Origin of the sequence: Diaphorobacter aerolatus (genome assembly GCF_014489535.1) — a bacterium.
GTDB lineage: Bacteria > Pseudomonadota > Gammaproteobacteria > Burkholderiales > Burkholderiaceae_C > Diaphorobacter_A > Diaphorobacter_A aerolatus.
Genome location: NZ_CP060783.1, coordinates 107,093 through 120,845, shown reverse-complemented (window position 1 = coordinate 120,845; position 13,753 = coordinate 107,093). Strand labels below are relative to the sequence as shown.

General features: G+C 51.3%; 12 protein-coding genes and 1 pseudogene. 4 read left to right on the top strand and 9 right to left on the bottom strand.

The window, feature by feature from the left end; all coding sequences use genetic code 11:
* Window positions 1-207 precede the first annotated feature (207 nt).
* Window positions 208-540, top strand: coding sequence for a DUF1294 domain-containing protein (locus H9K75_RS00570; RefSeq protein ID WP_226858436.1), 333 nt, complete (start codon window positions 208-210; stop codon window positions 538-540).
* Window positions 541-902: 362 nt separating this feature from the next.
* Here the strand turns inward: H9K75_RS00570 and H9K75_RS00565 are convergent, their stop codons facing one another.
* The 9 genes and pseudogenes from H9K75_RS00565 to azu form a co-directional block, all read right to left on the bottom strand.
* A complete protein-coding gene (locus tag H9K75_RS00565) occupies window positions 903-1,541 on the bottom strand; it encodes a hypothetical protein (RefSeq protein WP_187724371.1) in 639 nt (212 codons plus the stop codon).
* A gap of 642 nt (window positions 1,542-2,183) precedes the next feature.
* The gene (locus H9K75_RS00560) at window positions 2,184-2,858 is read right to left on the bottom strand and encodes a hypothetical protein (RefSeq protein WP_187724370.1); all 675 of its coding nucleotides are present in this window, start codon (window positions 2,856-2,858) and stop codon (window positions 2,184-2,186) included.
* 568 nt (window positions 2,859-3,426) lie between these two features.
* Window positions 3,427-4,056 (bottom strand): hypothetical protein, encoded by a 630-nt coding sequence (locus H9K75_RS00555; RefSeq protein WP_187724369.1) that lies wholly within the window; start codon window positions 4,054-4,056, stop codon window positions 3,427-3,429.
* 115 nt (window positions 4,057-4,171) lie between these two features.
* Window positions 4,172-4,810, bottom strand: coding sequence for a hypothetical protein (locus H9K75_RS00550; protein WP_187724368.1), 639 nt, complete (start codon window positions 4,808-4,810; stop codon window positions 4,172-4,174).
* A 510-nt stretch (window positions 4,811-5,320) separates the two neighbouring features.
* The gene (locus tag H9K75_RS00545) at window positions 5,321-5,611 is read right to left on the bottom strand and encodes a hypothetical protein (protein ID WP_187724367.1); all 291 of its coding nucleotides are present in this window, start codon (window positions 5,609-5,611) and stop codon (window positions 5,321-5,323) included.
* A 233-nt stretch (window positions 5,612-5,844) separates the two neighbouring features.
* Window positions 5,845-6,483, bottom strand: a complete 639-nt coding sequence (locus tag H9K75_RS00540; protein WP_187724366.1) for a hypothetical protein — start codon at window positions 6,481-6,483, stop codon at window positions 5,845-5,847.
* Window positions 6,484-6,550: 67 nt separating this feature from the next.
* A complete protein-coding gene (locus tag H9K75_RS00535; RefSeq protein ID WP_187724365.1) occupies window positions 6,551-6,877 on the bottom strand; it encodes a hypothetical protein in 327 nt (108 codons plus the stop codon).
* A gap of 687 nt (window positions 6,878-7,564) precedes the next feature.
* A pseudogene (locus tag H9K75_RS00530) lies at window positions 7,565-10,002 on the bottom strand (YgiQ family radical SAM protein).
* Window positions 10,003-10,659: 657 nt separating this feature from the next.
* Window positions 10,660-11,118: an azurin gene (azu, locus tag H9K75_RS00525; RefSeq protein WP_187724364.1), complete on the bottom strand. Its 459-nt coding sequence runs from the start codon at window positions 11,116-11,118 to the stop codon at window positions 10,660-10,662.
* A gap of 136 nt (window positions 11,119-11,254) precedes the next feature.
* Between azu and H9K75_RS00520 the strand changes: the two genes are divergently transcribed.
* The 3 genes from H9K75_RS00520 to H9K75_RS00510 all read left to right on the top strand — a co-directional run bounded on the left by H9K75_RS00520 (window position 11,255) and on the right by H9K75_RS00510 (window position 13,751).
* Window positions 11,255-11,860 (top strand): IMPACT family protein, encoded by a 606-nt coding sequence (locus H9K75_RS00520; protein WP_187724363.1) that lies wholly within the window; start codon window positions 11,255-11,257, stop codon window positions 11,858-11,860.
* A gap of 87 nt (window positions 11,861-11,947) precedes the next feature.
* Window positions 11,948-13,360 (top strand): dihydrolipoyl dehydrogenase, encoded by a 1,413-nt coding sequence (locus H9K75_RS00515; protein WP_187724362.1) that lies wholly within the window; start codon window positions 11,948-11,950, stop codon window positions 13,358-13,360.
* Window positions 13,361-13,418: 58 nt separating this feature from the next.
* Window positions 13,419-13,751, top strand: coding sequence for a helix-turn-helix domain-containing protein (locus tag H9K75_RS00510; protein WP_187724361.1), 333 nt, complete (start codon window positions 13,419-13,421; stop codon window positions 13,749-13,751).
* Window positions 13,752-13,753: the final 2 nt, after the last annotated feature.

Genomic DNA, 13,753 nt, shown 5'->3' with positions numbered 1-13,753 from the left:
TCACCCGAGGCGGCTTTTTTGCGGGCATCGCCATCGATCTCAAAGATAGGTTTTGTTTTATAAGGTCTGTGAATCCCCATGCGTAAACCAGAACCCGTGCGAACGCGTGACCAGAAAAAACGCCCTGGCACATCCTCCCCATCCTCATCATCGCGCAGAGCCAGAAACACAACCACCGCAACGGGCCGCTCACTGATCACCCTGCTCATGCTGGCCTGGATTGCCACGTGGATCGTAGGCATATGGCTTGAACGCCTGCCACCCGGATTGCTGGCTGCCGCCGTTGCAATCAACCTGGCTACCTATTTTGTCTACGCATCCGACAAGCGCGCAGCCGAAAAGGGAACCTGGCGCGTAAGCGAACGCGCCCTGCATCTGTTGTCGCTCGCCTGCGGCTGGCCCGCGGCATGGTTTGCGCAGCAGACGCTGCGGCACAAATCATCCAAGCACGAGTTTCGCGTGACGTACTGGGCAACGGTCATCGCCAATACGGCGCTGCTGGCCGTATATGTCTGGATGCCGGAATGGGGTATGAGGTAGCATTAATTTATTGTGAATGGCCGTTAGCACGCGAAAACTACGATCAGGTTTTCGGACGGTTTGCGCTACGCGAAGTCTGCAACGAATATCGGCGGTTGATATTGCGGGGGTATAAATATTACAAGACAATTTCCCCGGAGATTTATTCAGGCTTCCATAAATTTACACCCCGTAAACCCAAAAATAAGTGCAGTGTTAAATTTCCATCGCTTTCGCAGTCTAAGCATGCATGGGTAATGTCAAAAGATGGATAATTGCATGAAGAGTAATTTTGATATCCAGATAATCACGCCACCATAGGACCCTATCAGGATCCTGACAAGTAGTAGTCAAATACAGGGTGTAAAAACAGCTCTTCAAAGCTATGACGCAGGATTGAATAAATATATTTTTCTCCTGACTTCGTCAGGTGCTTTGTTCATCGTTCTATACCATATACGCTCAAGCTCCATTAATTGCAATTGACCATTTGACAGTCGACCCAAGGATATTTCCGTTGCGAACGCGCTTCCTGGACGAAAATCTCCACTATTAAATAAGAGGATGGAACGCATAACCAAGTTTCCGTTACGATCACATCCTACATTTGGATGGTCAAGTTTAATAAGCACATTGATTATCGGTCTCGCGGCATGATCATACAAAAGCACATTTAAAATCGAATCATTTTTCTCAAGATGAACGACATATTGCTTGTATGCCGCAATCCTTTGCAGCTTGTTCGCTTCGCGAAACCACGTGAGATAGTCTTCACGAAGTATTATTAGATGCGAATATTTATCATCCACTTCAATACTAGGTCTATCATTAATTTGACCAGTAAATAAGACGCCGTGCAATTCATCGTAAGCGTAGTAATTTCCATAGAAAAAATCGCAGTCTTTGGATACTATTGGGATTTCCCAGCGTGGGTCGCCCTCCCAAATCGTCAAACATCCGGGGACGGACAAGACAAAAAGCATGTTACAGATGAAAAACAAACGAGGGCTGAGTATTTTCATTTTATGAACCTCAACAATACATTTCAAGCCTGTAATTTTTGATCCGTTTTCACTGTGTTTTTCGCTATGGCATGCACGAGATTCTTCGCTACCTAAAAGTCGCGAGAGTCCATGAATTTAACCGCGTCAAAAAATATTTCCTTCTCATACGCCAGAATGGCAATCCATTCATATGACTTACCCACCCTTCGAGTAAACTTGTTATTTGAAGGCGACCATCATCTAATTTTCGCAATATAATTTCATTGGTAATCGCAGTCCCAGCCGTAAAATCCGCTCCGTTATGCAAGGAAGGTGAACGCATTGTCAATTCACCATTTACGTTACACCCAACATTTGGGTGATGAATATGTATAGTGATAGTTGAATGATATCTTCAATGAGAATCTAGCTGCCGCACTTCCAAAAACTCACCCTTCTTTATTATTGTATTACTGCATTACGAAAAATTCGAATATTCTTCATTTGATCACTCTCAGGAGAGTATTTCTCGAGTCAGGAGGTAATATGTTGGGCACTGGTTTGATATTTCCATCTTTTGGTACCAATACCATAAGTTCATATAATCACACTACCATATGACCCTATCAAGACCCTAACAAGTAGTTATCAAATACAGGGTGTGAAAATCGCTGTTCGAAGCTACGCAGGATTGAATAAATATATTTTCTTCCTGACTTCGTCAGGTGCTTTGTTCATTGTTCCATACCATATGCGCTCAAGCTCCATTAATTGCAATTGGCCATTAGGCAATCGGCTCAAGGATAATTCTTTTGCGAACGCGCTTCCTGGACGAAAATCTCCACTATTAAATAAGAGGATGGAACGCATAACCAAATTTCCGTTACGATCACATCCCACATTTGGATGATCCAATTTAATACGTACCAGAATGTCTGGCTGTGAGCTTTCGTTAAATAGACTTACATTTATAATCGAACCATTTTTTTCAACACTCACGATATATTGCCTATACACCTTGATCCGTTGTGGCTTGTTCGCTTCGCTATACCATTTGAGAGAGTACTCTCGAGAATACTCGTGATACTCAATTAATTGCGAATATTTATCATCGACTTTAATGTTGGGCCTGTCACCAATTTTACCCGTCAGAATGGCGTGATTTTCTTCGTCATAAGCATAATACTTTCCACTGAAAGAATCACATTCCTTAGAAATTATTGGAATTTCCCAACGCGGATCACCTTCCCATATCGTCAAACATCCCGTAAGCGATAGGATAAGAAGTACTTCACAAATTAAAAGCAAAGTAATATTTAGTATTTTCATTCCACCAATCTCAGCAAGATATTTCAAAGGTCCGAGGGCAAAGCACTGACCACCGCAAATGAAGGTGTCATGAGGAATATTTCAATAATTTATAAACCCCGAATTCCTGTATTATCGGAGGCACTTTAGGATGAATATTTCCACCCTCTCCATACCAGGTGGGAAGCACTAAGATAATCGTGAGATCCCGATAATCACCTGTATCCATGCTTTCCCAAGAGATGTATCGATACATCGCCCACACGAATCACATATGCCGAATGATTTGGATGATCACACATTGCGTTAACAGTCCATGTGGTGGCCGATCATATTTACGTTTCTGCCTACCTGTACGTGACCGGCTGGGTCGAACTTGCGCCGGACCGGAAAATGCCGTGAGCGAAACGCTTGTGAACGCAACGTTCAAAAGAAGTGTGGGGACTGACGCATCTCAGGCGATAGTGAATATTCCTATGTCAATTGCCAAAATACCAAATCGCAATTGCTAAGATAATCAATATAACCAGGGGAGCGCTCTTGAATACTATAATGCCGGATTGAAAAAATACATCTTCTTCTCAACTTCGTCAGGTGCTTTGTTCATCGTTCCATCCTACATGCGCTTAAGCTCCATCAATTGCAATTGACCATTGGGCATTCGCCTCAAGGATATCTCCTTTGCGAATGCACTTCCTGTGCGAAAGTCTCCACTATTAAACAAATGGATGGAACGCATAACCAAATTTCCGTTGCGATCACATCCCACATTGGGATGGTCCAATTGAATACGCACAAGAATGTTTGGCTGCGTGTCATGATTAAACAAACGCGCATTTAAAATTGAACCATTTTTTTCAAGATATACGATATATTTTCTGTAAGCCCTGGTCCGTTGCGGCTCATTTTCATCGCTATACCATGCGCGGGTTTCCTCACGAAACTTAATCAATTGCGAGTATTTATTGTCAGCTTGAATATTGGGCCTGTCAATAATTTCACCTGTAAGAATAGCGTCATGTGCTTCGTCATAAGCGTAATACTTACCCGTGAAGGAATCGCACTCCTTGGATATTATCGGTATTTCCCAGCGCGGATCACCTTCAACTATCGTCAAACATCCCGTAAGCGGTAAGACAAGAAGCGCATTACAGATTAAAAATAGATGAGGTCTGAGGATTTTAATTTCACTACTCCCAGTAATATATTTTGAAGGCTGCGTCACTTGCAAAGTCAGTTCATCCAAGCTCAAACTACCGCAACGCTTATAGGCTGGCAATCTTTCCCTCACAATTGTAAGAAAAACAAATATGATGAATAGAAGTGCCGCCCGCACAGCACTAAAAGGTTCTCGTCCGTTATTATTTTACAGGATTGAATAAATATATATCTTTCTTAGATTTGTCGGGCACTTTTTCCATTGTACCAAACCATATACGTTCAAGCTTTATAACCTGCAACGATTCATCCGGTCGTATGCTCAACGATGTTTCAGTTGCGTATGCACTTCCTATTGTAAACTCTCCTCCTTGACGAAGGCGGACTGATCTCATTATCAGATTGCCATGGCGATCACACCCCACATTGGTATGATCTAATTTAATACGCAGGAGGAGGTCAGGCTGTTCATCGTGATTAAATAGATATGCATTTAAAATCGAACCCTTCTTCTCAAGATATACGATATATTTTTTGTACGCTTCGATCCGCCGTTGCTCATTTTCGTCGCTATACCATGCGCGAGAATCTTCGCGAAACTTAATTAGTTCCGAATATTTACCATCGGCTTGAGTATTAGGCCGATCAATGATTTGGCCAGTGAGAATCGCGTGCTTTGATTCATCGTACGCATAATACTTTCCGTTGAAAGAATTACATTCTTTGGAAATTATTATATTTTCCCAACGCGGATCGCCCTCCCAAATCGCAGAACATCCACTAATCGACAAGATAATAAGCAGGTTAAAGATTAAGATGAAGCCATAGCTGTATATCTTCATTTTCCTTTTCTTAGTAAGATATTCAGAAGATCTGCATACAAGAACCAGCAATTGCAAATATAACGAGTATGAGAACATTCGAATAGTTCAGAGATTTTCAAACATTCTTTTCTATTGAGGGTATTTCAGAACATATATGACCATATGACCTGCGTCATTTCGACGTACATAAAAGTCGTGAGAGTTCATTAATTATTTAATTTTTAACCGCGTCGAAAAAATATTCCCTTTTCGCACGCCAGACTGGCAATCCGTTCATATCACTTACCCACCCTTTGCGTAAGCTTGTTATTTGAAGGCGACCATCATCCAATTTTCGCAATATAGTTTCATTAGCAATCGCAGTCCCAGCCGTAAATTCCGCTCCGTAATGCAAGGAGAGTGAACGCATTGTCAATTCACCATTTACGTTACACCCAACATTTGGGTGATGAAGCTGTATAGTGATAGTTGAATGAAATCTTCCATGAGAATCTAACTGCCGCACTTCTAAAAATTCACCTTTTTTTATTATTGTGGATTTATAAAATGGATATTCAAGGGATTTACAAGATTGCTTTTATCATATATTTCACTTGTAAATCTATTATCTTTTTTTGTGCTCTTGTCAGTAATAAGGACATTTAAAAAAGCACGTTGCTCCTTTTCAAATGTGAAATACACACCGTCTATTGGTTTGCAGTTTTGCGAAATTATTGGCACCTCCCACTTGGGGTCTCCCGCGACTATACTTCCGCACGCTGCTAGCATTGCAGCGCTAGGAATTATTACTGCACTACGCAAAATTCGAATATTTTTCATATGATCACTCTCAGGAGAGTATTTCTCAAGTCAGGAGGTAACATATTGAAAAGAGCAAAAGGCGCTGCCAGTGGGACATTGATGCTGTTTTTCAATTTACCACTCTGTACGGGTTTGATATTTTTATTTTTTGTACCAATACCATGAGTTCATATAATCACTCTACCATATGACCCTATCAAGACCCTAACAAGTATTTATCAAATACAGGGTGTGAAAAGCGATCTTCGAAGCTACAACGTAGGATTAAATAAATATATTTTCTTCCTGACTTCATCAGGTGTCTTGTTCATCGTTCTGTGCCACATGCGCTCAAGTTCGATTAATTGCAATTGACCATTGGGTAATCGACCCAAGGATAATTCTGTTGCGAATGCGCTTCCCGGACGAAAATCTCCGCTATTAAATAAAAGTATGGAACGCATAATTAAGTTTCCATTACGATCACATCCCACATTTGGATGATCTAATTGAATACGTACGAGAATATCTGGCTGCGCATCATGATTGAGCAGAAGCACACTTAAAATCGAACCTTTTTTTTCAAGATATACGATATATTTTTTGTAAGCCTTGATCCGTTGCGGTTCATTTTCATCGCTATACCATGCGCGAGATTCTTGACGAAATTTAATCAATTGTGAGTATTTATTGTCGGCTTGGATATTGGGCCTGTCAATAATTTTACCGGTAAGAATAGCGTCATTTCCGTCGTCATAAGCGTAATACTTACCCGTGAAAGAATCGCATTCCTTGGATGTTATCGGTATTTCCCAGCGCGGATCACCTTCCCATATCGTCAAACACCCCGTAAGCGATAAGACAAGAAACGTATTACAGATTAAAAAAAGACGATTTCTGAGTATTTTCATTTTACCAGTCTCAAAAATATATTTCGAAGATCTTTGGGCAAAACACCAACAGACGCAAAATCAGTATCTATGGGATATTCAAGTAATTCATATTTCCCCAAAAATTCTGTTTTAACGAAAGTATTTTAGGACGAATATTGCAATTCCCTCCATACCAGAGTCGACAACTAATAAAATCTTGGAGACCCGCAGATGCAAGCCTGCTCACCAACTGCAGATTTTCGCCTTTTAAATCCAGACGGTGAATGTTGAAGCAAGGAATTTCATTTTCTGGCACGTCTATAGTCAATGTGGTCTCGCTGGGATCAAGTACATCTGGGAACTTTTCTATCGATTGACGAAGCGCTCTTTCTCTTTCTTGTTGGCGCTTCAATTGATGCTGTTCCGTCAACAAGGGGATATACCTTGACTTCAAATCGAGTTAGCAGAGAAAATGGCAGATAAAAAGACTGCAACTTTCCAATAAAATTTTTTGGTTTTTTTATTTTTACGATACTTCGATGAAATAGCATTTACTGGCAGAAAATAATATCGTTTCTCTGCTACACATCTCATCGATTGTTTGACGCGCACCTCCCTTGCACATTGATATACAACAATTGGTAGCAACGAAATTCCGAAGCTATTTTTTCTACTTGTCGCTATTGCTTTGCTGGGCGATCAGCGGATTTTCTATTTATCAGTGCAGGAAGATTGGGTACGGCGAAGGAAACTTATTCACACCCAACAAACTTCATTGCATCCGGGCCAGCGGGAGCTGATAGGTGTCAGCGGCAATGTCGTGAGCACCGAACAGATGCAGAACTGCCGACTGCGGGCGGATATCTGGCGCGCGTTGTGGGAGCGACACCTTTGGAAAGGCGACGGCATCGCTCGCCAAGACAGAAAGCTGAAGTACGCCTGTACCGGCCTCAACCGCCAAGTGGGGCCCGTCTCGGTGCTGTGCGGGTTTTGCAGGCCAGCAATACCGAGTCTCTTGAGCACATCGCCGCCGCCCCACTGCACCACCTCTACAGCGTTCGCCGGTATTCTAGAAACGGGTAAAAACCAGCCAAGACTGGCACACGGTCAAAGCGCCCCGTCAGCGCGGCTTGCGCGGTCCGCTCGGCTTCTTGCCACCTACACCGGCGCGCGGTGGCAGGCCTGTGTGTTGGGTCAGCAAGCGGCCCGGTGCGGGCTGGCCGGGTTTGGCAAAGCGCACGTCCACTTCCTTTTCCTTGCGCGCCTTCACGGGCTTGCCGGCCTTGTCCATGGCGTGGGCTTTTGCCTGTTGGGACACAAGGGAACGCGAAGCCACGCCGGTACCTTGGGTTGAATTCTTTTTGCGCGCGCTTTGGTAACCACCATCGACCAGCGGCTGGAAGGTGGGGATCAGATGCTGCTTGCCGTTGCCAATCAGGTCGGCGCGGCCCATGGCTTTCAGGGCCTCGCGCAGCATTGGCCAGTTGTTGGGGTCGTGGTAGCGCAGAAACGCCTTGTGCAGACGGCGGCGTTTTTCGCCGCGCACGATGTCGACCGATTCCTCGTTCACATCGCGCATTTCGCGGCGCACCTTGGTGAGCGTGTTGCGGCCCGTGTGGTACATCGCGGTCGCAGAGGCCATTGGGCTCGGATAAAAGGTCTGCACCTGATCGGCGCGAAAGCCATTCTTCTTGAGCCAGATGGCGAGGTTCATCATGTCCTCGTCGCTCGTGCCGGGTGTGCGGCGATGAAGTACGGAATCAGGTACTGTTTTTTGCCCGCCTCTTCGCTGAACTTCTCGAACAACTGCTTGAAGCGGTCATAGCTACCGATGCCCGGCTTCATCATCTTGTTGAGCGGCCCGGCCTCGGTGTGCTCGGGCGCGATCTTGAGATAGCCGCCAACGTGGTGCTGCACCAGCTCCTTCACGTATTCGGGTGACTTCACCGCAAGGTCGTAGCGCAGGCCCGAGCCGATCAGGATCTTCTTGATGCCATGCAGCTTGCGGGCGCGGCGATAGATCTTGATGAGTGGATCGTGATTGGTGTGCAGGTTCTGGCAGATGCCGGGGAATACGCAGCTTGGCTTGCGGCAGGCGGCTTCGATCTCGGGGCTTTTGCAGCCAAGACGGTACATGTTGGCCGTGGGGCCGCCCAGATCGGAGATCGTGCCGGTGAAGCCCTTGACCTTGTCGCGGATTTCCTCGATTTCCTGAATGATCGAGTCTTCGGAACGGCTCTGAATGATGCGGCCTTCGTGCTCGGTGATCGAGCAGAAGGTACAGCCGCCGAAGCAGCCGCGCATGATGTTGACCGAGGTGCGAATCATCTCCCAGGCCGGAATTTTGGTCGCGCCATCGTGGCCGCCGGTTTCGTCGGCATAGGCGGGATGCGGGCCGCGCGCATAGGGCAGGCCAAAGACCCAGTCCATTTCGGCGGTGGTCAGCGGAATCGGCGGCGGTGTGAGCCAGACGTCGCGCGCGGTCGCGCCCTCGCCGTGCGCCTGAACCAGCGCCCGCGCGTTGCCGGGATTGGTTTCCAGATGCAGCACGCGGTTCGCATGGGCGTACAGGATCGGGTCGGCCTTGACCTGCTCATAACTGGGCAGCCGCAGCACGGTGCGATCACGCGGGGGCAACTGGCTTTTTTTGCCCCGCGCGCGCAGAGCCGGGTTGGGCATGAACTGGATCGTCTGCTCGGTGGATCGCGGTGCCGCAGACTCTGCGCCATCTTCCTTCGTGCAGACCTGGCCTTGTGCCTCGGCCTGTTCGCTGGTGGTGAGATAGGGGTTGATGTGCGCTTCGACGGCACCGGGCTCATCGACCTCGGTGGAATCAAGCTCGAACCAGCCCTCTTCCGACTCACGGCGAAAGAACGCGGTGCCGCGCACGTCGGTGATCTGCTCGACCGGCTCACGCGCGGCAATGCGGTGGGCGACCTCGACCAGCGCGCGCTCGGCATTTCCGTAGAGAAGGATGTCGCACTTGCTGTCCACGACGATGGAGCGGCGTACCTTGTCGCTCCAATAATCGTAGTGGGCAATGCGGCGCAGGCTGCCCTCGATGCCGCCCAGCACGATCGGCACGTCCTTGTATGCCTCCCGGCAGCGCTGGCTGTAGACGATGGCGGCGCGGTCCGGGCGTTTGCCGCCCACGTCGCCGGGCGTATAGGCGTCGTCGCTGCGAATCTTGCGATCAGCCGTGTAGCGGTTGATCATCGAATCCATGTTGCCCGCCGTCACGCCCCAGAACAGATTCGGTTTGCCGAGCTTCTTGAACGCCTCGGCACTTTGCCAGTCGGGCTGAGCGATGATGCCCACGCGAAAGCCCTGCGCCTCCAGCACGCGCCCGATCACCGCCATGCCGAAGCTCGGGTGATCCACGTAGGCGTCGCCAGTCACCAGAATGACGTCACACGAATCCCAGCCGAGCTGATCCATTTCCGCGCGAGACATCGGCAGAAACGGAGCAGGACCGAAACGCTTGGCCCAGTACGGTCGGTAGCTGGTCAGCGGTTTGGCTGCTCGGTGAAAGAAGGAAACATCGATGGGAGCGTTCATTTGCAGGGTCCGTGGGGGCCGAGCATTGTAGGCTTTGGCTGCCTGTTACGCTTGTGTGGCCGATGGAGCCCTCATCCAAAGTGGGCTCAAATGAGCGTCGATCCGATTCGGGCCGAGTGTTGACGGCCCCGTTTTGACGTTCTTGAAACTCCGCCGCCGATCACCACTCGCCAAGCGAACGCACGATCTGATCCAGATCGGCTGGCGGCTCGATGTAGGCGGAGCGCAGCAACTGCCCATTGCGCAACTGCACCGGTGCCTGATGGGCTGAGGCATTGCCACCGGCTGGAAATCGCTGGCCAGCCACAAGCCGGAGGCACCCTTGGGCACGACATAGTCGGTGGGAACAGTGATATAGCTTGGCGACATGGCAACTTCTCTCAGGGTGTACTCTCAGGGTGTAGATGAGCGGATAGGGGGAAACTCCTTGGAATGGCGAAACCGCATCGCAAATCTTTGGCCTGACGATGTCAGTTTCAAACATTTGCCAGCAGGCTCCCTGAATAGACAATGCCCCGTCGCGCCAACCCGTTGACAGCAAAACCACTGAAATGCCAGCCAAAAAAGTAAGACGGCGTAACCGTCAGGCCACGCCGTCTGTGGGCGGCATCGCGGCTGGCCACCGGCCACCGCAATGCACGATCAAGTTGGGCCGGATTATTTGGCCAGCGTAAGGGCACCCTTCATGAGGCCCGAGTGGCCTGGGAATGAGCAGAAAAAGCTGTAGTCGTCACCGGCCTTGAGCTTGTTCACTGCGAACGTGACCGAATCGGATTCACCGCCGCCGATCAGCCGGGTGTGCGCAATCACGCGGGCGTCCGAGGGCTTCAGGTAGTCCTTGTCGGCACCAGCGGCGATGCCGTCGGTGGAAACGCCCTGCATGTCGGCGGTCTTGGCGAGCACCCAGTTATGGCCCATGGCCGTCTTGGGCATCTTGCCCACGTGCTTGAGCTTGACGGTGAACTGCTTGCAGCTTGCGGGCACGGTCATGGCCTTCTGGTTGAACTGCATGGCGTCGTTGCTTTCGATTTCAACGCTGCAGTTGTCGGCGGCGAACGCAGGCACTGCGGCGGCAGAGACACAGGCTACGGCGATCCATTTCCAGTATTTCTTCATGTTTGCACTCTTGGTTGTCAATAAAGCGTCGATGCTAGGTCGGGCATTGGGCTGGCGCCTTGACTTGACTCAAGTTTCAACCAGTCCCGACTCCAAGACAGTTCGCCGCAAATGCTCGGGTAAGCTCGCAAGCGAAATGCCCTACAGCCTCAAGTCCAGTGTTCACAGCGAACTCATCATCAAGAAGAGCCGCTTCATCGGCTGCGTTCAGCCGATGACGGATCGAGCCAGTGCGCAAGCCGTCGTGGACAGCCTGCGCGTGCAACACCCGGGCGCGGCGCACGTGTGCTGGGCGCTGCTGGCGGGCGGCCAATCCGCAGCGGTGGACGATGGCGAGCCGGGCGGCACGGCCGGGCGCCCGATGCTGGACGTGCTTCGGCACCAGGATCTGGAAGGCGTGCTTGCCACGGTCGTGCGCTACTTCGGCGGCGTGAAGCTCGGCGCGGGCGGGCTGGTGCGCGCCTACACCGACAGCGTTGCTCAGGCATTGCTTCATGCCGAGAAGATCGAGCGTCAGGTATGGGTCGAGCTTGAATGTACGCTGCCCTACTCGCATGAAGGGTTGTTGCGACGCGAGGTCGATGCCGCAGGCGCGCAATTGCTCGAGGTGTCCCACCAAGCCCAGGTCGTGGCACGATTCAAGCTGGTGCAAGGCGCGGCGGCGGGTTTCGTGCAGCGGCTCAACGACCTGACGCAGGGCCGCGTCGGCTGGCTCGACGATGGCGGGCAAGCCCGACGCTGAGCGCCGTGGGCCATTCGCCTACAAGTTCCGCACGATGACTCGCCGACACTACAAAACAACCCCGAAGCTTCCTGAACCACGAACACCATGAGCGAGACCCTCGACACCATCATCATCGGCGCAGGTTCTGCCGGACTTGCCGCACTGCGCGAGGTGCGCAAGCACACCGACAACTACCGCATCGTTAACGACGGCCCCTGGGGTACGACCTGTGCCCGCGTGGGCTGCATGCCCTCCAAGCTGTTGATCGAAGCGGCCAATGCATTCCATGAACGCACGAGCTTCGATACCTTCGGCATTCGCGGCGCCGCGCAGTTGAGCGTGGACCTGCCTGCCGTTCTCGAACGCGTGCGCGAGCTGCGGGACGTGTTCGTCTCAGGCACCATCAAGGATTCCGACGCAGGCGATCACCAGATCAACGGCAGGGCCGAGCTGCTGGGCCCAACCAGGGTGCGCGTAAACGGCAAGGAGTGGAACGCCCGCTCCATCATCGTCGCCACCGGCACGCGCCCACGGTTTGACGACGCCTGGAGGTCGCTCGGCAACCGCGTGCTGACCACCGACACGCTGTTTGAACAGACCACGCTCGGACGGCGCATCGCCGTGCTGGGACTGGGTCCGATCGGGCTTGAGATGGCCCAAGCGCTGGCGCGGCTGGGCATCGAGGTCACGGCCTTCGCCACGAAGAAGTCCGCTGCGGGTTTGAGCGATCCGGACGTGCTGAACACGCTGTGGTCGCTGCTGGAGCAGGAATTCGCGATCCATGTGGGTGACAGCGCAACGCTGAACGCCCACGGCGACGGGGTTGAAGTGGTCAGCGGTGACAAGCGCATCGTGGTCGATCAGGTACTGGTAGCCACGGGCCGCGTGCCCAATGTCGAAGGTCTGGGCCTAGCCACGCTGGGTGTGCCGCTCGATGATCGCGGTCTTCCCAAGATGGATCCGAACACCCGGCAGGTCGGCGCGCTGCCAGTCTTCATCGCGGGCGACCTCGATCCGTCGCGCGCGCTGCTGCACGAGGCCGTGGACGAAGGCCACATCGCCGGCATGAACGCCATGGCCGATACGCCGCAGGACTTCCGCCGCCGCACGCTGCTTGCCATCGGTTTCTGCCAGCCGAATGCGGCCATCGTCGGCAAATCGTTCAAGGCGCTGGTGGATCAGGACATCGTGATCGGTCACATCGATTTCAGCAAACAGGGCCGCGCCCGCGTTGCTCAGCAGAATGCGGGCCTGCTGCGCCTCTATGCCGAGCGCTCAAGCGGCAAGCTGCTCGGCGCCGAGATGTGCGCCCCCGCCGGTGAACATCTCGCGCATCTGCTCGCGCTGGCCATCAACAACGGGCTGACGGTGCAGAAGATGCTCAACATGCCGATCTATCACCCGGTTCTGGAAGAAGGCCTGCGCACCGCCCTGCGCCGCGCCGCTGCTCAACTCGAGGCCAAGGCGATTTCAGATCTCGACAAGTGCGACCTGCGCACACGCAGCGTGATGGACTGAAATTCAAAAGAAACTTTCAATATGCTTTTTCATTAAAAAGCGTATGATAAGCATCATCATGAATGATGCACTGATCGATTCTTTGGTGGCCGCCCGCAAGGCGCAACAGATCACCCAAGCCCAGCTTGCCGAGCGCGCGGGCCTCTCGCGCATGGCCGTGCAGCGCACGGAAACCGGGGACGTGGATCCGCGTTACTCCACGCTCGCGGAAATGTCCCGCGTGCTGGGCATGGAACTGATGGCTGTCCCGGCCAATCTGGTGCCCGCGTTGCAGGCGTTCGTCCAGTCGGGCGGCAAGTTTCTGGGTCAGCCCTCTGGAGCCGATGCACCGCCATCGGTGGTGGAGCAGTTCGCCGCCGAGCCCGAGGGCAGAAGAAGCAAGCCGCGCTGAAC

What these genes read in the sequence shown, in the direction of transcription:
- H9K75_RS00570 (WP_226858436.1), top strand. Translation starts at nt 208, where the DNA reads ATGCTGGCCTGGATTGCCACGTGGATCGTAGGCATATGGCTTGAACGC.
- H9K75_RS00565 (WP_187724371.1), bottom strand. Translation starts at nt 1,541, where the DNA reads ATGAAAATACTCAGCCCTCGTTTGTTTTTCATCTGTAACATGCTTTTT.
- H9K75_RS00550 (WP_187724368.1), bottom strand. Translation starts at nt 4,810, where the DNA reads ATGAAGATATACAGCTATGGCTTCATCTTAATCTTTAACCTGCTTATT.
- H9K75_RS00545 (WP_187724367.1), bottom strand. Translation starts at nt 5,611, where the DNA reads ATGAAAAATATTCGAATTTTGCGTAGTGCAGTAATAATTCCTAGCGCT.
- H9K75_RS00540 (WP_187724366.1), bottom strand. Translation starts at nt 6,483, where the DNA reads ATGAAAATACTCAGAAATCGTCTTTTTTTAATCTGTAATACGTTTCTT.
- azu (WP_187724364.1), bottom strand. Translation starts at nt 11,118, where the DNA reads ATGAAGAAATACTGGAAATGGATCGCCGTAGCCTGTGTCTCTGCCGCC.
- H9K75_RS00520 (WP_187724363.1), top strand. Translation starts at nt 11,255, where the DNA reads ATGCCCTACAGCCTCAAGTCCAGTGTTCACAGCGAACTCATCATCAAG.
- H9K75_RS00515 (WP_187724362.1), top strand. Translation starts at nt 11,948, where the DNA reads ATGAGCGAGACCCTCGACACCATCATCATCGGCGCAGGTTCTGCCGGA.
- H9K75_RS00510 (WP_187724361.1), top strand. Translation starts at nt 13,419, where the DNA reads ATGAATGATGCACTGATCGATTCTTTGGTGGCCGCCCGCAAGGCGCAA.